Origin of the sequence: Oricola nitratireducens, from assembly GCF_014904745.1 — a bacterium.
Taxonomy (GTDB): domain Bacteria; phylum Pseudomonadota; class Alphaproteobacteria; order Rhizobiales; family Rhizobiaceae; genus Oricola; species Oricola nitratireducens.
Map to the genome: position 1 here is coordinate 44894 of NZ_JACZCS010000039.1, position 17618 is coordinate 62511.

The following is a 17618-nucleotide window of genomic DNA, read 5'->3' on the forward strand; positions in this document are numbered from 1 at the left end:
GGGAAGATGATGCGCATCCTGATTACCAATGACGACGGTATTCATGCCGAGGGCCTTGCGGTCCTCGAACGCATCGCGGCAACGCTTTCCGACGATGTCTGGGTCGTCGCGCCGGAGACCGACCAGAGCGGGCTTGCCCATTCGCTGACGATCAACGATCCGCTGCGGTTGCGCGAAATTTCCGAGAAGCGCTATGCGCTGCGCGGCACGCCGACGGACTGCGTCATCATGGCGGTGACGCATGTCATGCCGGAAAAGCCGGACCTCGTGCTGTCGGGCGTGAATTCGGGCGCCAATCTCGCCGATGACGTGACCTATTCGGGAACGGTCGCAGGCGCGATGGAGGGGACGTTGCTCGGGGTGCGTTCCATTGCGCTGTCGCAGGCATATACCTTCGACGGCCAGCGCCGCGTCGTTCCGTGGGAGGTGGTGGAGACACATGCGCCGGCGCTGTTGCAGAAACTGATCTCGGTGGAGATGGACCCAGGTACATTCCTCAATGTGAATTTCCCGAATTGCGGCATCGATGATGTCGAGGGCGTGGTCGTGACGCAGCAGGGCAAGCTATTGCACGGGCTCTATATGGAAGAGCGCGCCGACGGGCGCGGTTTCCCGTATTTCTGGATCCGCTTCGGGCGTTCGCCGATCGAGGCGGCGGAGGAGAGCGATATCGCCGCGCTGCAGAACAACCGGATCTCGGTGACGCCGCTGAAACTCGACCTGACGGCGCGCGAGCTGTCGCAGCGGCTGGAGGAGGCGCTCGCATGACGTCAGGCGCCTCTCCGGGTCCACGCACGGTTTCAGAAGGCGAACTCGAGGGATTTGCGGCATTCCTTTTGCGCATGCGCGCCGCCGGTCTCGACGACAAGGCGGTAATGAGCGCCATAGAAGCGGTCCCGCGGGGCAATTTCGTCGACGCCCAATACCGCCATGTGGCGATGGGGCCGCGCACGATCCCGATCGCTTGCGGCGAAACACTGGAGGGCATCGATCTTCAGGCGCGGATATTCCATGCGCTGGAACTGGACGGAAACCAACGGATTCTGGAGATCGGCACGGGGTCCGGCTACTCGGCCTGCGTGCTCGCCAAGCTTTCGAAGCGCGTCTACACGGTCGAGCGTTACAAGACGCTGCACCACGATGCGAATCACCGGATCCGGCAACTGGGCATCGGCAATGTCGTCGCCAGCCAGACCGACGGATCGGCCGGTTCCGGCGACGGCCCGTTCGATCGCATCGTCAGTTGGGCGGCTTTCGAGACGATTCCGCGCAATTTCGTCGACCAGCTCGTCTCCGGCGGCACGATGATTTGCGCAATCGGCAGCGGCGAACAGCCGCAGATGCTGGCGCGCATGACCAAGATCGGCAGCCGTTTCGAGCGCGAGGACATCGGAACCGTGCGTTTCCAGCCGATCCAAAGGGGCCTGCCGTCGGTTCTTTGACCGCTGCGAAACGGGTGGAATCGCCGGACGGACTCGATTTCCGTAACATCGGCTTAACCGGGCAGTAACATTAACGCGTTTTAATCATGCCGTGATCCGAAGGGATATGAGTGGCGTGATGCGTAAGATAATCACTAGTCGGAAAATGTTGCGCCTGCTGAAGGCGGCAACGATCCTTTCCATCGGTGGCCTTGTGGCCGGGTGCAGCTCGGACGTGATCCGCTTTTCCGATGGTTTCTATACCGGTGCCATTCCGCAGCAGGCCGAAGTGCAGGCGCAGAGCCCGGCCAGCTACGGACAACCCAACTACAATCCGAATCTCGACCAGGCGACCACCGGCAGCATTGCGTCTCAAACCGTGCAGCGCGCGGCGCTTCCGCGGCCCTCAGAGGGGGCTCAGGCGCCGACCCCGCATCCTGCCGCTCCGGTTGCCGCCAGGGCTCGCGCCGCAAGCCCAGCGCCCAGCGCGCCGGCCAATGTCTCGCCGATGACGACGGCGTCCATCGCTCCCGAGCCGGCCCGGTTCGGCAACAAGTCGGCCCCGGCGTCGACGACCTCGAAAGAGGGCTGGTCGACCGCCGGCGGGACGCAGGTGACGATGCGCGAAGGCGAGACGCTCTACAATCTCTCCAGGCGTTACGGCGTCCCGGCCAATGCGATCATGGAAGCGAACGGCATTTCCGATCCGAAGTCCGTCTCCGCCGGACAGCGCATTTTGATCCCGACCTATGTCTATTCGCGCAGCGTCGGCGTTTCGGCGCCCGACCGCAATCCGGCGACACGGGCTGCGAGCTCGACGATCGGAAATCGCAATTCCGCGGCCCTCAACCGCGCGCCGGCACCGCAATCGCGGCCGAAAACGCAGGCCGTCGCATCGGTTCCTCCGGCGCGTGAAGCCGTCGCTGCTGATGGCGGGCGCTATACGGTCGTTTCCGGCGATACGCTCTCCGCGATCTCGCGGCGGACCGGTGCGAGCATGGATTCGATCAAGCGGGTCAACAGCATGAACTCCGATACGGTGCGTATTGGCCAGACGCTGGTCATTCCAGGCCTGTCGGCTTCGGAGCCGACCAGGGTCGCATCGAATGGGAATGTCGATCCGATCAGGACCAGCACCGTTAAATCCGCGCCGGCGACGGCAAAGGACGTCACCGGCTACACGCCGCCGAAACCGTCTGCCAAATCAACGGAAAACTCGATCACCAAGATCGAAACCCAGGTTGTGGCCAAGGCGCCCGATGTCACCGGCGTCAGTGCCATGCGCTGGCCTGTTCAGGGTCGCGTGATCAGCGCGTTCGGTTCCAATAATGGCGGCAAGCCGAATGACGGCATCGACATCTCGGTTCCGTCGGGCACCCCGGTCAAGGCGGCGGAAAACGGCGTGGTGATCTATGCCGGCGACGGGTTGAAGGAACTCGGCAAGACCATTCTCGTGCGCCACAGCGACGGGCTCGTGACAGTTTACGGCCATGTGTCCGACATCGACGTGAAACGCGGCCAGGACGTCAAGCGTGGCCAGCAGATCGCCGCCTCGGGCATGTCCGGGTCTGCGAAGCAGCCGCAGCTGCATTTCGAGGTGCGCAAGAACTCCGCGCCGGTCAATCCGGTCAGCTATCTGGACTAGCCTGCCGGCTCCAGCCGCTTTCCGAGCCGCCCCGCGAGATCGTTGACATATTGCCAGGCGACGCGGCCTGAACGGCTGCCGCGCGTCGTTGCCCATTCGAGGCAGTCGCGCCGCAGTTCCTCGGGATCGATTTCGAGCCCATAGTGACCGACATATCCTTCGACCATCTGCAGATATTCGTCCTGGCTGCACTTGTGGAAGCCGAGCCAGAGGCCGAAGCGGTCTGAAAGGGAAACCTTTTCCTCCACCGCCTCTGACGGATTGATCGCGGTCGACCGCTCGTTTTCGATCATGTCGCGCGGCAGCAGGTGACGGCGGTTCGAAGTGGCGTAGAAAATCACGTTGTCCGGACGCCCTTCGACGCCGCCGTCGAGCGCGGCCTTGAGCGACTTGTAGGAGGTGTCGTCCTGGTCGAAAGACAAATCGTCGCAAAAGACGATGAAGCGGCTCTGCGACGGCTTCAGCATGTGCATCAGCCGGGGCAGGGCGTCGATGTCCTCTCGGTGGATCTCGATCAGCTTCAGGGAGGTGCCCGTTTCGGCCATGATTGTGGCGTGAGCGGCCTTGACGAGCGAAGACTTGCCCATACCGCGCGCGCCCCACAACAACACGTTGTTGGCCGGAAGGCGGTCGGCGAAGCGGCGCGTATTGTCGAGAAGAATGTCACGGACCCGGTCGACGCCGCGGATAAGACCGATCTCGACGCGGTTCACGACCGGCACCGGGGCGAGCGCTGTGGCCGCCGCGTCCCAGACGAAACACTCGCTTGACGCAAAGTCAGGTGCTTGCGGCGGAGGCGGCGCCATGCGCTCCAATGCGGCGATCAACCGGTCGAGTTTTTCGTTCAGTGCGGCGGTAGTATCCGGCATGGCTGTTTCCCTTTGCGGGGACGATGCGGCGTCCGGCCGCAATGAGTTCCCGCTTTTGGTTGCATTGGGGTTTTTGCTGACTATATTCGCGACAAATTTTCAAGGCGTGCCGCGGCACGCGTCCACGGAGTATTTCATGTTTGTAACACCTGCCTATGCACAGGCAGCCGGCGGTTCCGCCGGCGGCGCTGATGTCATCATGAGCATCTTGCCCTTCCTGCTGATTTTCGTGGTGATGTATTTCCTCATCATCCGCCCGCAGCGCGGCCAAGCGAAAAAGCGCGAGGAGATGCTCAAGGCGATCCGCCGCAACGACACGGTCGTGACCAGCGGCGGCGTCGTCGGCAAGGTCACGAAGGTGGTCGACGATCACGAACTGGAAGTGGAAATCGCCCAGAACGTCAAGGTCCGGGTGATACGCGCGATGATCGCCGAAGTGCGGGTCAAGGGCGAGCCCGTGGCCGCAAACGACACGGCGAAAAAATAAGGCACGTCGAGACTTGCGCGCCTTTTTAATGGCGCATTCGACGTAGCAGGTGCGGCCGCACGCTTGACGCGGTGCGGCCCGACCGACCGATCCGGCCGGGTAATCTTTGAAGGCGGACAGAAGCGACATGCTCTACTTCTCACCCTGGAAAACGGCTCTCATCTGGTTGACGGTCCTGGTCGGCGTCCTGTTTGCGGCGCCCAACCTGTTTTCCAACACCACACTGCAATCGTTTCCGGGATTTCTGCCGCACAACAAGGTTGCCCTCGGCCTCGACCTCCAGGGCGGTGTCCATCTGCAGTTGAAGCTGGACCGCAAGGAACTGGTCGACCACCGGCTCGAATCGGTGCGCGACGAGGTCCGCCGGGTGCTGCGTGAAGCGGGCATCGGCTATACGGGCCTCAGCGGCAAGGGCCAGAAGGTGACTGTGCGCATTCGCGATGCCGCGGACATCGAAAAGGCCAAGAAAGCGCTCGAACCGCTGACGCAGACTATTTCGGCGGGGCTGCTTTCGGGCGGCGTCCTGCAGGAAGTGACGCTCAACGAGCCTGAACCCGGCGTGTTCGAGATGGACATCACGGATCAGGGCATCGACTACCGCATGTCGCAGGCGGTTTCCCAGACCGTGGAAGTCATACGCGGACGTATCGACCAGCTCGGCACGACAGAACCGGTCATTCAGCGCCAGGGTACCGACCGCGTGATCGTACAGGTGCCGGGTCTCAACGATCCGCAGCGCCTGAAGGATCTGATCGGCACGACGGCGCGGCTGACCTTCCAGATGGTGGATACCTCGATGTCGGTCGAGGACGCCCTCAAGGGCCGGCCGCCCGCGGGTGACGAAATCCTCTATTCGCAGGACGATCCGCCGGTTCCCTATCTGGTGGAAACGCGCGAGATCGTGACGGGCGAGAACCTCGAGGACGCCCAGGCCGGCTTCGACCAGCGGACGAACGAGCCGATCGTCACCTTCCGCTTCGACGGCACGGGCGCGCAGCGCTTCGGCCGCGCGACACAGGAAAATGTCGGACGGCCCTTCGCGATCGTTCTCGACAATCACGTCATTTCCGCGCCGGTCATTCGCGAGCCGATCCTTGGCGGCTCCGGACAGATTTCCGGCAGTTTCACTGTCGAGGGCGCCAACGATCTCGCCATCCTGCTGCGGGCGGGCGCGCTGCCGCTTACGCCGACCTTCGTCGAGGAACGCACGGTGGGTCCGAGCCTCGGCGCGGATTCGATCGCCGCCGGCGAGTTCGCCGGCATCATCGGCGCGGCGCTTGTCGTCGGCTTCATGTTCCTGGCCTACGGTTTTCTCGGCTTTGTCGCCAATATCGCTCTTGCCGCCAACGTGGTCCTCATCATCGCGGCGCTGTCCGGCCTCGGCGCGACGCTGACGCTGCCCGGTATCGCCGGTATCGTCCTGACCATCGGCATGGCGGTCGACTCCAACGTCCTGATCTTCGAGCGCATACGCGAGGAACGGGCGAGCGGACGCTCGGTGATCCAGTCCATCGACATCGGCTTCCAGCGCGCTCTGGCGACCATCGTCGACGCCAACCTGACGACGCTGATTGCAGCGGTCATCCTGTTCTATCTCGGTTCCGGCCCGATCCGGGGCTTCGCGGTGACGCTCGCCATCGGTATCGTCACGACGGTGTTCACCGCCTTCGTCTTTACCCGGTGGATGATCGCGGTGTGGGTGCGGCGCCAGAAGCCCAAAGAATTGCCGCGCGGGCCCGTGACTTTCGTTCCGGACGGCACGCGTATCGTCTTCATGTGGCTGCGGCGGGTCACGTTTACCGGCTCCGCCGTGGCGGTAATCGCCTCGATGGTCCTGTTCGGCGTGTTCAACATGAACCTCGGCATCGACTTCAAGGGCGGTTCGCTGATCGAGGTCCAGGCCAAGGCCGAGAAAGCCGATATCGGCGATATCCGCAGCCGGCTTTCCGATCTCAATCTCGGCGACGTCCAGGTGCAGGGCTTCGGCGGCGATCGTAACGTGCTAATCCGCGTCGAGGAGCAGGGCGGCGGCGAAAATGCCGAGCAATCCGTCATCACCAAGGTGCGCGGCGAGCTTCAATCCGATTATGATTTCCGGCGCGTGGAAGTCGTCGGGCCGACCGTGTCGGGGGAACTGGCGCAGGCCGGCACCATCGCCGTGGTTGCGGCGCTGTTCGCGATCCTGGTCTATATCTGGCTGCGGTTCGAATGGCAGTTCGCCGTCGGCGCGATCGTCGCGACCACGCATGACGTGCTGTTGACGATCGGCATGTATGTGGTGACCGGATTGGAGTTCAACCTGTCGAGTATCGCGGCGATCCTGACCATCGTCGGCTATTCGCTGAACGACACGGTGGTCGTCTATGACCGCGTCCGCGAGAATTTGCGGCGCTACAAGAAGATGCCGTTGCCGGAACTTCTCGACCTGTCGATGAACCAGACGCTGCCACGCACGATCCTGACCTCGCTGACGACGGTCCTGGCGCTGATCGCGCTGTTCTTCTTCGGTGGGGAAGTGCTGCGGTCCTTCGTCTCCGCGATGATCTTCGGTATCGTGGTCGGCACCTATTCGTCGATCTTCATCGCCGCGCCGCTGCTGATCCTGTTCAGGCTGCGTCCCGGCGCGCTTGACCGCGACGAGAGCGAGAAACAGGCGACGTCCGGCACCAAGGCCGTCGACCTCGAAACGTCCTGACGCGGGGCGTTATGGCCAAAGGGATAGAAATCCGCGAGGCGCATTTTCCGGGCCGCCCGCCGATCGATGCTTATGGCGCAGGCGGGTTTCGTTTCGCCGACATGTCGCATCGCGGCTCGATCCTGTGCCTGCCGTCCGGCGTGCACGGATGGGACGCGACCGATGCCGATGACATCACCGCCGAAACGCTTGCACGGGTGTTCGTGGAAGCCGACGGCATTGAGGTCTTGCTTGTCGGCATGGGGGATGAGTTCCGGCGCGTGCCACCCGACCTGCAGGCCGCGCTTCGCGAACAGGGTATCGTTACGGACGCGATGAGCACGGGATCGGCGGTGAGAACCTACAACGTCCTGCTCGCCGAGGACCGGGCGGTCGCCGCCGCCCTGATCGCGGTCGATGAGCCCTGATCCTTTCCGACACTGTATGAGCCTTCTGCGCGAAGGCGACCGCGAGCGCTACCTGACCGTCCTGTTTTCGCCGGAAGACAGGCGAGCGGTACTGGCCGCGCTCTATGCGTTCAACCTGGAAACCGCGCGCGTGCGCAATCTCGTTTCCGAGCCAATGCCGGGCGAGATCCGGCTGCAATGGTGGCGCGAGGTCGTCTCCGGGGAACGTGAAGGCGAGGGGCGGCAACATCCGGTCGGCGCGGCGCTGCTCGACGCGATAGAAGCCCATGGCTTGCCTGCAAAGGCGCTGACCAATCTTGTCGAAGCGCGCATCTTCGATCTTTACAACGATCCGATGCCGGACCGTGCGTCGCTGGAAGGCTATCTCGGTGAAACGGCCTCGGCGCTGTTCCAGCTTTCCACGCTGATACTGGACGCGGAGACGGGCGCAAAGGCCACCGAGGCGGCAGGACATGCGGGCGTCGCCTACGGGATCAGCGGCCTGCTGCGGCTCGCGGCCCTCCATCGCCACCGGGGCCAGGTCTATGTGCCCAGCGACATCCTCGCGGCCGCCGGGACAGATTCCGCCGGATGGCTGAAGGGCGATGACCGCGCCGCGCTCGAACGCGTGACATCGATCCTCGTCGCGCTGGCGCGGGAGCATCTCGACAAGGCGGAAGCCGCACTGGCGCCTCTCGACCGGCGCCTGCGTCCCGCCTTCCTGCCGCTTGCCGTCGTCGAGCCGGTGCTGCAGCGCGCCGAAAAGAACGGCGCGGCGCATGTTCTTGATCCGGTTACCCTGTCGCCGATACGCATTCACTGGCGGTTTCTGCGCCGGGCGATGACGGGCTGACCGCGGCATTCGCATCAATTGACTTTGACGTTAAGGTCAAAATTGGTAAGGTCGCGCCGGTGAACGAGGGAGGAGCCGCGCTTGCCTTTGACTGTTCTGGTGGCGGTCGTCGCCGTAGGAATCGCGCTGGTGGTGCTTGCCGTGCATTTGTCCGGCGGGTCGCGTGTTGCCGAGATCGCAGATGCCGATGCCGCGCTCGACCGCTTCCGGATCGATTACCCTGAAGTCGAGGCGCTTCGGTGCATCCTTTCGAGCGATCGGCGCGACGCGGTTCTGGAACTGGCCGACGGCCATGTCGGCCTGGTTCACGCGATCGGCAGCAAGTATCTGACCCGTTTCGTCACTCGCGGTGAAATGGCTGCCATGGCGAGCGCGGTGGAAGATGGCGGTGTCGACCTGAACACCGGGGACATCACCTGGCCGCGCGCGCATATGCGTTTCGCCGACAGCGAAACCGCGAGGACGGTTACGGACATGTTTGCCTCGACGCTCGACGATATGGCCAACAAGCGAGCAGCGTGATGGATCTGAGCCAAGTCATCCCGAACTTTCCCGACGTGACGCAATTCGCGATCCCGTTCTTCATCCTCGCGATGCTGGTGGAGCTTGCATGGCTGAAACTTACCCATGCCAAGAACAAGGCCGGCTTCGAGACGCGCGACACGCTCACCTCGCTGCTGATGGGCACCGGCAACGTCATTGCCGGCATGGTTTTCGGCGTGGTGTCCTACACGGCGCTCGTGTGGCTGTGGCAGTTTCGCGTCTTCGATCTCGGCTTGCACTGGTGGGTGTTCGTCGCCGCCTTCCTGCTCGATGATTTGCGTTACTACTGGTACCACCGCATCGCCCATCGCGTGCGCTGGGTATGGGCCGAGCACGTCAATCATCATTCCAGCCAGCACTACAACCTGTCGACGGCGCTCAGGCAGTCGTGGACGGGGCTGTTTACTGGCATGTTCGTCCTGCAGGCGCCGCTGGTGCTGCTCGGCCTGCATCCGGCGGTGATCGCATTCACCTTCGGATTCAACCTCGTCTACCAGTTCTGGATCCACACCGAGGCGATCGGCAAGATGTGGAAGCCGATCGAATTGGTCTTCAACACGCCGTCGCATCACCGCGTCCATCACGCGACCAATCCGCGCTATCTCGACGCCAATTTCGCCGGCGTGCTGATCATCTGGGACCGGATGTTCGGCTCTTTCGTGGAGGAACTCGAGGAGGACATGCCGCGCTACGGCATCGTCAAGAACATCGGTACGTTCAATCCGTTCAAGGTGGCGTTTCACGAGTGGATCTCGATGCTGCGCGACGTATTCCGGCCGGGCCTGACCTTCGGCCAGCGCATGGGCTACCTGTTCATGCCACCGGGCTGGAGCCATGACGGCAGCCGCAAGGGATCGGAAGACCTCAAGGCAGACTATGTGCGGCTGCATCCCGATCAGGCGGGAATGCCGGGTCTACCGGGCGCCAGTGGCTTGACACCATCCGGAGACGCGCTCGTTCCCGGCGAGTAGCGATCAATCGTCGCCAAGTCCCGCGATCAGGGCGGGAACCGAGCCGAGATTGCCGGCGCGGCGGTAGCGCGGGTGATCCTCCGGCTCGTCGGCATGTTCCAGCGCCCATGTGAGGTCATGCGGCACATGCACGGCCCAGCTGCCGGCCTCCAGGGCGGGCAGGATGTCCGATTTCAGGGAATTGCCGATCATCATCGAGCGCGCCGTGCCCTGGCCGTGGCGGTCGAACACACGGCGATAGATTTCCGGCGTCTTGTCGGAGACAATTTCGACATGGTCGAAATGATCCTGTAGGCCGGACTGGAGAAGCTTGCGCTCCTGATCGAACAGGTCGCCCTTGGTGATCACCATCAGGGTGTAGTCGTCCTTCAGCAGTTCCAGCGCGTCGACGACACCGGGAAGAATTTCCACGGGATGCTCCAGCATGGCCTTGCCGAGGGAAAGGATCTCGCGGACAGCCGACGCCGGCAGTTCGTCGCCGGCAAGCGTGGTCGCCGTTTCCAGCATCGAGAGGGTGAAACCCTTGACGCCGAAACCATAGAATCCGATGTTCCGTCGTTCCGCGGCGGTCAGGGCCTGTCCGACTTTTTCGGCATCAGCGAAAGGGTCGAGGAGTTCGGCGAAACGCTGCTGGCTGTCGTGAAAGAAACGCTCATTGTGCCAGAGCGTGTCGTCGGCGTCGAAGGCGATGGTCGTAAGCGGGCGCATGGAAAGCGGTATAGCCGCGCTAGAAGGCCGCATCCAGCACAATGAAGATGACCGCCGACAGAACGGCCGCCGCGGGCACCGTGATGATCCAGGCGGCGATGATCGTCGTGAAATGCGCCCGGCGCACCAGCATGCGGCGGCGGGCCTCCTCCGGCGGCGCGGCGGCGGCCGGGGTGGCCTTGGCGGCGGCGCCATTCGGGCGGCGCCTGTTGTACTTGCGGGTCATGTAATCGCGGCGACGCTGCGATTTCGACGTGTACCATTCACGAAAGAAGCCGACGCCGAACACCGCGCCGACGGCGATATGGGTCGACGACACGGGCAGGCCGAGCCATGAGGCGACGATGACCGTGACCGCCGCCGAAAGGGCGACGCAATAGGCGCGCATTGGATTGAGCTTGGTGATCTGCTCGCCGACCATCCGGATCAATTTCGGCCCGAACAGCAACAGCCCGAAGGAGATGCCGGCGGCGCCGATCAGCATGACCCAGAAGGGGATCGACACCTTGGCGATGACTTCGCCGGCCTCGGCGGTGTGGACGACGGCCGCGAGCGGGCCGACCGCGTTGGCGACGTCGTTTGCGCCATGGGCGAAGGAGAGCAGCGCGGCCGAACAGATCAGCGGTACGTTGAACAGTTTGCGCACCGACTGGTTGCGGTTCTCCATGCCCTCGGACTGGCGGTGAATGACCGGTTTGGATACGAAATAGGTGATCAGGCCCGCGACCACTCCGATAACAAGGATCTCGAGGCCGTCGAGGTGGATCACCTTCTTCAAGCCCTTCAATGCGAGATAGGCCGAGAAGGCGGCGGCCATGACGGCCAGCAACACCGGAACCCAGCGCCGCGCCGCGGCGATCTTGTCGTCCTGATAGATGATCTTGATCTTGATGAAGGCGAGGAAGCCTGCGCCGATGAGGCCGCCGAGAACCGGCGAAATGACCCAGCTCGCGGCAATCGCGCCCATGGTGGGCCAGTTGACGGCGGAAAAGCCGGCAGCCGCAATTCCGGCGCCCATCACGCCGCCGACGACGGAGTGGGTGGTCGAGACCGGTGCGCCGAGCACGGTCGCCAGATTGACCCAGAGGGCGGACGAGATGAGGGCGGCCATCATCGCCCAGATGAAGACGTTGGTATCCGCCACGGTTGCCGGATCGATGATGCCCTTGGAAATGGTGCCGACGACGTCGCCGCCAGCGATCAGCGCGCCGGCGCTTTCGAATACCGCCGCGATGACCAGCGCACCGAGCATCGACAGGGCTTTGGAGCCGACCGCGGGACCGACATTGTTGGCAACGTCGTTCGCGCCGATATTGAGCGCCATGTAGCCGCCGAGCATGGCGGCGATGATGATCAGGGCGCTGTTCTGTCCGCCAGCGACATAGATGGCGGCAAAAAGTGCGGCGGCGGCGATAAACAACAGGCCGAAACCCGGACCGGCGAGCCCGCGCGAAACATGGCTGGCCGCTTCCTCCATGCGGACAAACTTGTCGAGATCTTTGTCGAGCGTCTCTTTTCTGCCGCGAGTCTGTATTTCTGTCATGAAAAAGGGCCCCTCACGGGCCCGATGTAACAGTTCGATGACGGTTTCCACAATCGACACGCCGGCAAAGCCGGCCCCGGATTGCCGTTCATACCCAGAAAAATCCCGTTACGTCAGGAATATGGCAGCGGCGGCACGAAGGAGAGGATCAGGTCGCGCAGTTCCGGCTCGTCGACGGCGTCGGCGGCGGCATTGCGCGAAAACCATTTCAGGTCGCGCTGGCCTTTTTCCGGCCAGTCCCCGAATTGCTCGGCAACTTCCAACGCATGCACATAGACCACACAATCGACCGCGCCGCCTTCGTCGCGGATTTTCTCGTAGTGATAGGACCCGACCGGCTCGCTGGTGACCGGGCCCTTGATGCCGGCTTCCTCCCAGGCCTCCTGTGCCGCCGAATAGGCCGACGAAAAGGAGTCGTGCGGCCAGCCCTTCGGAATGACCCAGCGGCCGGTGCCGCGGCTCGTCAGCAGCAAGACTTCCAGCGTGCCGTCGATCATTCGCCAGGGTAGGGCGCCATACTGGACGCGCGGCGGAATCGTCATCAGCGCGGAAATGTTGAGAACTTCCGTGGCGCGTTTGAGGATCGACGGTTTCTTCTTTTCGGATGGCATTTGCTTCATATGGGGCGATTCGCTGCAAATACGACGTATTATCGTATGCTGGGCGCGTCGCGCCTTCGCTTTGCCTCAGGGTGCGAAGGTCTGGATGATCCGGCGCAGTTCCGGTTCATCGACCAGATCGGCCGCTTCGGGGCGCAGGAACCAGCGGGTCTTGCGCTGCGCCTTTTCGGGCCAGTCGGACAGTTGTTCGCCGACTTCCATGGCATGGACATGGACGACGCATTCGACCGCGTCCTTCTCGTCGAGCACCTTGAGATAGTGGTAGCGGCCGATCTGTTTCTTCGTTATCGCGCCGGTGATCCCCGCTTCTTCCCAGGCTTCCTGGGCGGCGGAACGCGCCGGCGACATGCCCTCATGCGGCCAGCCCTTCGGGATCACCCAGCGCCCGGTGTCACGGCTGGTCAAGAGCATGACCTCGAGCGTGCCGTTGACGCATTTCCACGGCAGCGCGCCGTACTGCACCTTCGGAGCCGTGCTGAGCGCCTTGGCGATCCGAAAGTGCTGGCGCTGACGCCGGCGGATAACATGTCCCGTATTGTCTCCCATGCCGTAGTATATGGGTCGGGCGCACGGGAGATAAAACGGTAGAAAGAGGGTGTCCGCCAAGAAAACGGTGGATTATTCCGCCGCGGCCGTTGCCGCCTCCGCCAGCCACGCTGCAGCGTCGCGTTTGGCGCGGGCGGTCGTTGCGCGTTTCTTGGCGGCCGCCTTGTCCTTGCCACGCCAGCGGCCCTCGTGGCCTTCCGGCTTTTTCATCGCGCCGTCCTCAAGCGGCGGAAACAGACCGAAATTGACGTTCATCGGCTGGAAGGAGCGCTTTGCCTCGTCCTCGGAGACGATGTGTCCGCCGGTGATGTGGTTGAGCAGCGCGCCGAACGCGGTCGTCCTGGGCGGCAGGGAAACCGGTTCGCCGAGCCGGTCCGCGGCGGCGAAACGCCCGGCCAGGAGCCCGATGGCGGCCGACTCGACATAACCCTCGCAGCCGGTGATCTGGCCGGCGAAGCGCAGGCCGGGCCTGCTTTTGAGCTGAAGGTCTTCGCCCAGAAAAACCGGCGAATTCAGATAGGTGTTGCGGTGCAGGCCGCCGAGACGCGCGAATTCGGCATGTTCCAGCCCCGGAATCATGCGGAAGATCTCGCTTTGCGCGCCGTAGCGCAGCTTCGTCTGGAAGCCGACCATGTTGTAGAGCGTGCCGAGCGCGTTGTCCTGGCGCAGCTGGACGACTGCATAGGGTTTTTCGTCAGGCTTGTGGGCGTCGGTCAGGCCGACCGGTTTCATCGGTCCGTGGCGCAGCGTCTCGCGACCGCGCTCGGCCATGATCTCGATCGGCAGGCAGCCGTCGAAATAGGGCGTGCCTTCCCATTGTTTGAACTCGGTCTTGTCGCCGGCAATCAGCGCATCGACGAAGGCCTCGTACTGCACCTGGTTCATCGGGCAGTTGATGTAGTCCTTGCCGGTGCCGCCGGGGCCGGGTTTGTCGTAGCGCGACTGGAACCAGGCGACATCCATGTCGATCGTGTCGAAATGGACGATCGGGGCGATGGCGTCAAAGAAGGCAAGCGCGTCCGAACCGGTCTCGCGGGCAATGGCGTCGGCAAGCGCCGGGGCGGTGAGCGGACCGGTGGCGATGATCGCCAGATCCCAGTCCTGCGGCGGCAGGCCGTCCACTTCCTCGCGGACAATCGTGATCAGCGGATGGGCTTCGATGGCCTCGGTCACGGCATCGGAGAAGCCATCCCGGTCGACGGCAAGCGCGCCGCCTGCCGGGACCTGGTGGGCATCCGCGGAGCGCATGATCAGCGAACCGGCCATGCGCATCTCGGCATGGATCAGGCCGACGGCGTTGAGGTCGGAGTCATCGGAGCGGAAGGAATTGGAGCAGACGAGTTCGGCAAGGCCGTCGGTCTTGTGCGCATCGGTGCCGCGCACGCCGCGCATCTCATGCAGGATCACCGGCACGCCGCGATTTGCGACCTGCCAAGCAGCTTCGGAACCGGCAAGACCGCCGCCGATGATATGAATGGGACGCAATGTCATGGAGGGGAGATAACGCGTCGGTGCCAACGCTTCAAGAAATGAAAACACCCGCTGCGGGAGGAGGTGCAGCGGGTGTCTCGTTTCCGGAACGCCAACCTTGGGAGGAGGATAAGGCGACGTCCCTTCTACCGTCCGTTTCTGGGAGGAGGATAGACCCGGACGGAATTCGTATTCGTTAGACGCGGGCGGCCTGACGGGCGATCGACCGGATGTCCGCGCGGCCGATCCCGAGATCGTTCAGGTCGCGGGTCGACAGGCGGTTCAATTCGGTGACCGTCTCGCGGTAGCGGCGCCATTCAGTGATGGAGCGTGCGATGTTCATGGTCATATCCACTTCGTGTATCTGGGTAGGCACGTTGTTGTTGTTCTGACCCGAAGATAAGCGGCTACAGCGATATGATAAGTGCCGATGTTGCAACGCAGCTATGCGAATTGTGCAATGCACAAAATACGCGAGTGTGATTCATTGATCCGATTCGGGCAGCGTCCGCCCTGAAACGAAAACACCCGCTGCGGGAGAAAGCAGCGGGTGTCTTGTTTCCGGAGCGCCTGCCTTGGGAGGAGGGATAGGCGGCGCCCCTTTTACCGTCCGGATCCGGGAGGGAGAACGATCCGGGCGGAAATCGGAAGCGCTTAAGAGCGCGATGCCTTGCGAGCGACGAACGGAATGTCGCCCCGGTTGATGCCGAGGTCATTCAGTTCACGCGAGGTCAGGCGGCTGAGTTCGTTGCAGGTTGCACGATAACGACGCCATTCGGCGAAAGAGCGAGCGATGCCCATGATGATTTCCTTTTCAATCCCGTATGTTTTTGTTCTTGCGTTATGTCGGGCATATATTCGCGGCCTGGCGATTTGATAAGTGACGAATGTGCATGGCTCCCATGCGTATTGTGCATTGCACAAAATAGACGCGGCCGGGCCCTCTGCTGAAAAAACGGGCAACAGCAACCGCATGATATAAATTCGTTTTCCTCAGCGGTGTCTATAAATCAGGCGAAATCGAAGAGGCTGCGGAACCGCGATTGAAGACCGTCCTGTCGGCCCTGCGGCTGGCCATCAGACAGGAGGCGCGCACGGCTCGGGCGGGCGCTGTCCGGTCCTTCCGCCAGGGCCGGATTCGGGTATTTTTTCATTGATTGGCGCGCAAGCGGTGGTATAGACGCCCGATCAAGCGGCATGCTCTGTCATGTCCTCGGACAATGCGGATATGGCGGAACTGGTAGACGCACTGGATTTAGGTTCCAGCGCCGCAAGGCGTGGGGGTTCGACTCCCTCTATCCGCACCACCATCCCGCCATGCACGGCAATCAGGCCGTTCGGTCCACGCAATGTGGGCGTCGGCGGCAAGTAGAAGAATGAAGGTTGAACAATGCAGGTAAGCGAAACCCTCAACGAAGGGCTGAAACGGGAAATCAAGGTCGTCGTTCCGAAGGCTGACCTTCAGTCCAAGCTGGGCGACCGCCTGGAAGACGCCAAGGGCAAGGTGCAGCTCAAGGGGTTTCGTCCGGGCAAGGTGCCGGTGGCGCATCTGCGCAAGATGTATGGCCGTTCCTTCATGGCCGAGATCGTCAACGAGATCCTGAACGAAACGCCGCGCTCCGTGCTGGCCGACCGTGGCGAGAAATCGGCGACGCAGCCGGAAATCGACATGACCGAGGACGAGAAGGAAGCCGAAAAGGTTCTTTCCGGCGACGCGGATTTCGAATTCTCGCTGAAATACGAGGTCATCCCGCCGATCGAGATCAAGGATTTCTCGTCGATCAAGGTGACGCGTGAGGTTGTCGACATCCCGGAATCGGAAGTCGAGGAACAGGTCAAGCGCATCGCCCAGTCGGCGGCGACCTATGAGGCCAAGAAGGGCAAGGCCGAAAACGGCGACCGCGTGACGATGGATTATGTCGGCAAGGTCGATGGCGAGGCCTTCGAAGGCGGCACCGATACCGACGCCAATCTCGTGCTCGGCTCGGGCCAGTTCATCCCGGGCTTCGAAGAGCAGCTGATCGGCGTAAAGGCCGGCGACGAAAAGCAGATCAAGGTGACGTTCCCCGAGGACTACGGCGCTGCGCACCTGGCCGGCAAGGAAGCCACCTTCGACGTGACCGTCAAAGACGTGGCGAGCGCCGGGGAGGTCATCATCGACGACGAACTGGCGACCAAACTCGGCGTGGAAAGCGCCGACCGCCTGCGCGAAGTCGTTCGCGAGCAGATCGAAAGCCAGTACGGCTCGGTTACCCGCCAGAAGGTGAAGCGCCAGATTCTCGACGCGCTCGACGAAGCCTACAAGATCGAAACGCCGTCGAAGCTGGTCGATGCCGAGTTCAACAATATTTGGGCGCAGATCACCGGCGAACTCGAGCAGGCCGGCAAGACCTTCGAGGACGAGGACACGACAGAGGACGAGGCGCGCGAAGAATATATGCGCCTTGCCGAGCGGCGCGTGCGCCTCGGGCTGGTCCTGTCGGAAATCGGCGAACAGGCCGGCGTCTCCGTCAGCGAGCAGGAATTGCAGCAGGCCGTGATGAACCAGGTCCGCCAGTATCCCGGTCAGGAACAGCAGGTCTTCGAGTTCTTCAAGAACAACCCGGACGCTGTCGCTAATCTGCGCGCGCCGATCTTCGAGGAAAAGACCGTCGACCACCTGCTGGAGCAGGTCTCGGTCAGCGACAAGACCGTCAGCAAGGAAGAGCTGATGGCCGAGGACGAGGATGAGGCGAAGGCTGCGGCGCCGGCCGAAAAGAAAAAGGCGGCGCCGAAAAAGAAAGCCGCTCCGAAGAAGAAAAAGGCCGAGGAAGCAAGCGAGTAAGCGCTTCCTGCCGAAAGAGACAAAACCGCCGGACAGC

18 protein-coding genes and 1 tRNA gene are annotated in these 17618 nt (G+C 62.8%); 11 read left to right on the forward strand and 8 right to left on the reverse strand.

Annotated elements, in window-relative coordinates; translation table 11 throughout:
• The first annotated feature begins 9 nt into the window (after positions 1 to 9).
• From surE to IG169_RS18115, 3 genes are all read left to right on the forward strand, one after another.
• Entirely contained in the window at positions 10 to 768 is a 759-nt protein-coding gene (gene surE / locus IG169_RS18105) for a 5'/3'-nucleotidase SurE (protein WP_193177742.1), read from the forward strand.
• Positions 765 to 1442, forward strand: a complete 678-nt coding sequence (locus tag IG169_RS18110; protein ID WP_193177643.1) for a protein-L-isoaspartate(D-aspartate) O-methyltransferase — start codon at positions 765 to 767, stop codon at positions 1440 to 1442. Before surE ends, IG169_RS18110 begins: the two co-directional genes overlap by 4 nt.
• Positions 1443 to 1560: 118 nt before the next feature.
• Positions 1561 to 3066, forward strand: coding sequence for a LysM peptidoglycan-binding domain-containing M23 family metallopeptidase (locus tag IG169_RS18115; protein ID WP_193177644.1), 1506 nt, complete (start codon positions 1561 to 1563; stop codon positions 3064 to 3066).
• Here IG169_RS18115 and IG169_RS18120 read toward each other — a convergent pair.
• The gene (locus tag IG169_RS18120; protein WP_193177645.1) at positions 3063 to 3935 is read right to left on the reverse strand and encodes an ATP-binding protein; all 873 of its coding nucleotides are present in this window, start codon (positions 3933 to 3935) and stop codon (positions 3063 to 3065) included. The two genes, IG169_RS18115 and IG169_RS18120, sit on opposite strands and share 4 nt — an antisense overlap.
• 136 nt (positions 3936 to 4071) lie before the next feature.
• Here IG169_RS18120 and yajC point away from each other — a divergent pair, with 136 nt between their 5' ends.
• From yajC to IG169_RS18150, 6 genes are all read left to right on the forward strand, one after another.
• A complete protein-coding gene (yajC, locus tag IG169_RS18125) occupies positions 4072 to 4422 on the forward strand; it encodes a preprotein translocase subunit YajC (protein ID WP_193177646.1) in 351 nt (116 codons plus the stop codon).
• Positions 4423 to 4549: 127 nt separating this feature from the next.
• The gene (gene secDF / locus IG169_RS18130) at positions 4550 to 7117 is read left to right on the forward strand and encodes a protein translocase subunit SecDF (protein WP_193177647.1); all 2568 of its coding nucleotides are present in this window, start codon (positions 4550 to 4552) and stop codon (positions 7115 to 7117) included.
• Positions 7118 to 7128: 11 nt separating this feature from the next.
• Positions 7129 to 7524, forward strand: a complete 396-nt coding sequence (locus IG169_RS18135) for an Mth938-like domain-containing protein (protein ID WP_193177648.1) — start codon at positions 7129 to 7131, stop codon at positions 7522 to 7524.
• A 16-nt stretch (positions 7525 to 7540) separates the two neighbouring features.
• Positions 7541 to 8356 carry a phytoene/squalene synthase family protein gene (locus IG169_RS18140; protein ID WP_246717441.1) on the forward strand — a complete coding sequence of 272 codons (816 nt, stop codon included), beginning with the start codon at positions 7541 to 7543 and terminating at the stop codon, positions 8354 to 8356.
• Positions 8357 to 8437: 81 nt separating this feature from the next.
• On the forward strand, positions 8438 to 8878 hold the full coding sequence (locus IG169_RS18145; RefSeq protein WP_193177650.1) for a hypothetical protein: 441 nt from the start codon (positions 8438 to 8440) through the stop codon (positions 8876 to 8878).
• Entirely contained in the window at positions 8878 to 9870 is a 993-nt protein-coding gene (locus IG169_RS18150; protein WP_193177651.1) for a sterol desaturase family protein, read from the forward strand. Before IG169_RS18145 ends, IG169_RS18150 begins: the two co-directional genes overlap by 1 nt.
• Before the next feature lie 3 nt (positions 9871 to 9873).
• Here the strand turns inward: IG169_RS18150 and IG169_RS18155 are convergent, their stop codons facing one another.
• The 7 genes from IG169_RS18155 to IG169_RS18185 all read right to left on the reverse strand — a co-directional run bounded on the left by IG169_RS18155 (position 9874) and on the right by IG169_RS18185 (position 15558).
• Complete coding sequence (locus IG169_RS18155) at positions 9874 to 10578, reverse strand: HAD family hydrolase (protein WP_193177652.1); 705 nt, start codon at positions 10576 to 10578, stop codon at positions 9874 to 9876.
• Positions 10579 to 10597: 19 nt separating this feature from the next.
• The gene (locus tag IG169_RS18160) at positions 10598 to 12121 is read right to left on the reverse strand and encodes an inorganic phosphate transporter (RefSeq protein WP_193177653.1); all 1524 of its coding nucleotides are present in this window, start codon (positions 12119 to 12121) and stop codon (positions 10598 to 10600) included.
• 113 nt (positions 12122 to 12234) lie between these two features.
• Positions 12235 to 12741, reverse strand: a complete 507-nt coding sequence (locus IG169_RS18165) for an NUDIX hydrolase (protein ID WP_246717442.1) — start codon at positions 12739 to 12741, stop codon at positions 12235 to 12237.
• Positions 12742 to 12807: 66 nt separating this feature from the next.
• Positions 12808 to 13287, reverse strand: coding sequence for an NUDIX hydrolase (locus IG169_RS18170; protein ID WP_193177654.1), 480 nt, complete (start codon positions 13285 to 13287; stop codon positions 12808 to 12810).
• A gap of 72 nt (positions 13288 to 13359) precedes the next feature.
• On the reverse strand, positions 13360 to 14778 hold the full coding sequence (gene trmFO / locus IG169_RS18175) for a methylenetetrahydrofolate--tRNA-(uracil(54)-C(5))-methyltransferase (FADH(2)-oxidizing) TrmFO (protein ID WP_193177655.1): 1419 nt from the start codon (positions 14776 to 14778) through the stop codon (positions 13360 to 13362).
• A gap of 175 nt (positions 14779 to 14953) precedes the next feature.
• Positions 14954 to 15100, reverse strand: coding sequence for a DUF1127 domain-containing protein (locus IG169_RS18180; protein ID WP_193177656.1), 147 nt, complete (start codon positions 15098 to 15100; stop codon positions 14954 to 14956).
• Positions 15101 to 15411: 311 nt separating this feature from the next.
• Entirely contained in the window at positions 15412 to 15558 is a 147-nt protein-coding gene (locus IG169_RS18185; protein WP_193177657.1) for a DUF1127 domain-containing protein, read from the reverse strand.
• Positions 15559 to 15979: 421 nt separating this feature from the next.
• On the opposite strand from IG169_RS18185, the gene IG169_RS18190 reads away from it, so the two are divergent.
• Together IG169_RS18190 and tig are read left to right on the forward strand one after the other, a co-directional pair.
• Positions 15980 to 16064 (forward strand) — tRNA-Leu (locus IG169_RS18190).
• A gap of 83 nt (positions 16065 to 16147) precedes the next feature.
• The gene (tig, locus tag IG169_RS18195; RefSeq protein ID WP_193177658.1) at positions 16148 to 17581 is read left to right on the forward strand and encodes a trigger factor; all 1434 of its coding nucleotides are present in this window, start codon (positions 16148 to 16150) and stop codon (positions 17579 to 17581) included.
• Positions 17582 to 17618 lie beyond the last annotated feature (37 nt).

Coding starts and splice junctions, on each gene's coding strand:
- IG169_RS18170 (WP_193177654.1), bottom strand. CDS start 13,287: ATGGGAGACAATACGGGACATGTTATCCGCCGGCGTCAGCGCCAGCAC.
- surE (WP_193177742.1), top strand. CDS start 10: ATGCGCATCCTGATTACCAATGACGACGGTATTCATGCCGAGGGCCTT.
- IG169_RS18160 (WP_193177653.1), bottom strand. CDS start 12,121: ATGACAGAAATACAGACTCGCGGCAGAAAAGAGACGCTCGACAAAGAT.
- trmFO (WP_193177655.1), bottom strand. CDS start 14,778: ATGACATTGCGTCCCATTCATATCATCGGCGGCGGTCTTGCCGGTTCC.
- IG169_RS18110 (WP_193177643.1), top strand. CDS start 765: ATGACGTCAGGCGCCTCTCCGGGTCCACGCACGGTTTCAGAAGGCGAA.
- IG169_RS18120 (WP_193177645.1), bottom strand. CDS start 3,935: ATGCCGGATACTACCGCCGCACTGAACGAAAAACTCGACCGGTTGATC.
- IG169_RS18185 (WP_193177657.1), bottom strand. CDS start 15,558: ATGGGCATCGCTCGCTCTTTCGCCGAATGGCGTCGTTATCGTGCAACC.
- tig (WP_193177658.1), top strand. CDS start 16,148: ATGCAGGTAAGCGAAACCCTCAACGAAGGGCTGAAACGGGAAATCAAG.
- IG169_RS18165 (WP_246717442.1), bottom strand. CDS start 12,741: ATGAAGCAAATGCCATCCGAAAAGAAGAAACCGTCGATCCTCAAACGC.
- IG169_RS18140 (WP_246717441.1), top strand. CDS start 7,541: ATGAGCCTTCTGCGCGAAGGCGACCGCGAGCGCTACCTGACCGTCCTG.
- yajC (WP_193177646.1), top strand. CDS start 4,072: ATGTTTGTAACACCTGCCTATGCACAGGCAGCCGGCGGTTCCGCCGGC.
- IG169_RS18135 (WP_193177648.1), top strand. CDS start 7,129: ATGGCCAAAGGGATAGAAATCCGCGAGGCGCATTTTCCGGGCCGCCCG.
- IG169_RS18150 (WP_193177651.1), top strand. CDS start 8,878: ATGGATCTGAGCCAAGTCATCCCGAACTTTCCCGACGTGACGCAATTC.
- IG169_RS18115 (WP_193177644.1), top strand. CDS start 1,561: ATGCGTAAGATAATCACTAGTCGGAAAATGTTGCGCCTGCTGAAGGCG.
- secDF (WP_193177647.1), top strand. CDS start 4,550: ATGCTCTACTTCTCACCCTGGAAAACGGCTCTCATCTGGTTGACGGTC.
- IG169_RS18155 (WP_193177652.1), bottom strand. CDS start 10,578: ATGCGCCCGCTTACGACCATCGCCTTCGACGCCGACGACACGCTCTGG.
- IG169_RS18180 (WP_193177656.1), bottom strand. CDS start 15,100: ATGAACATCGCACGCTCCATCACTGAATGGCGCCGCTACCGCGAGACG.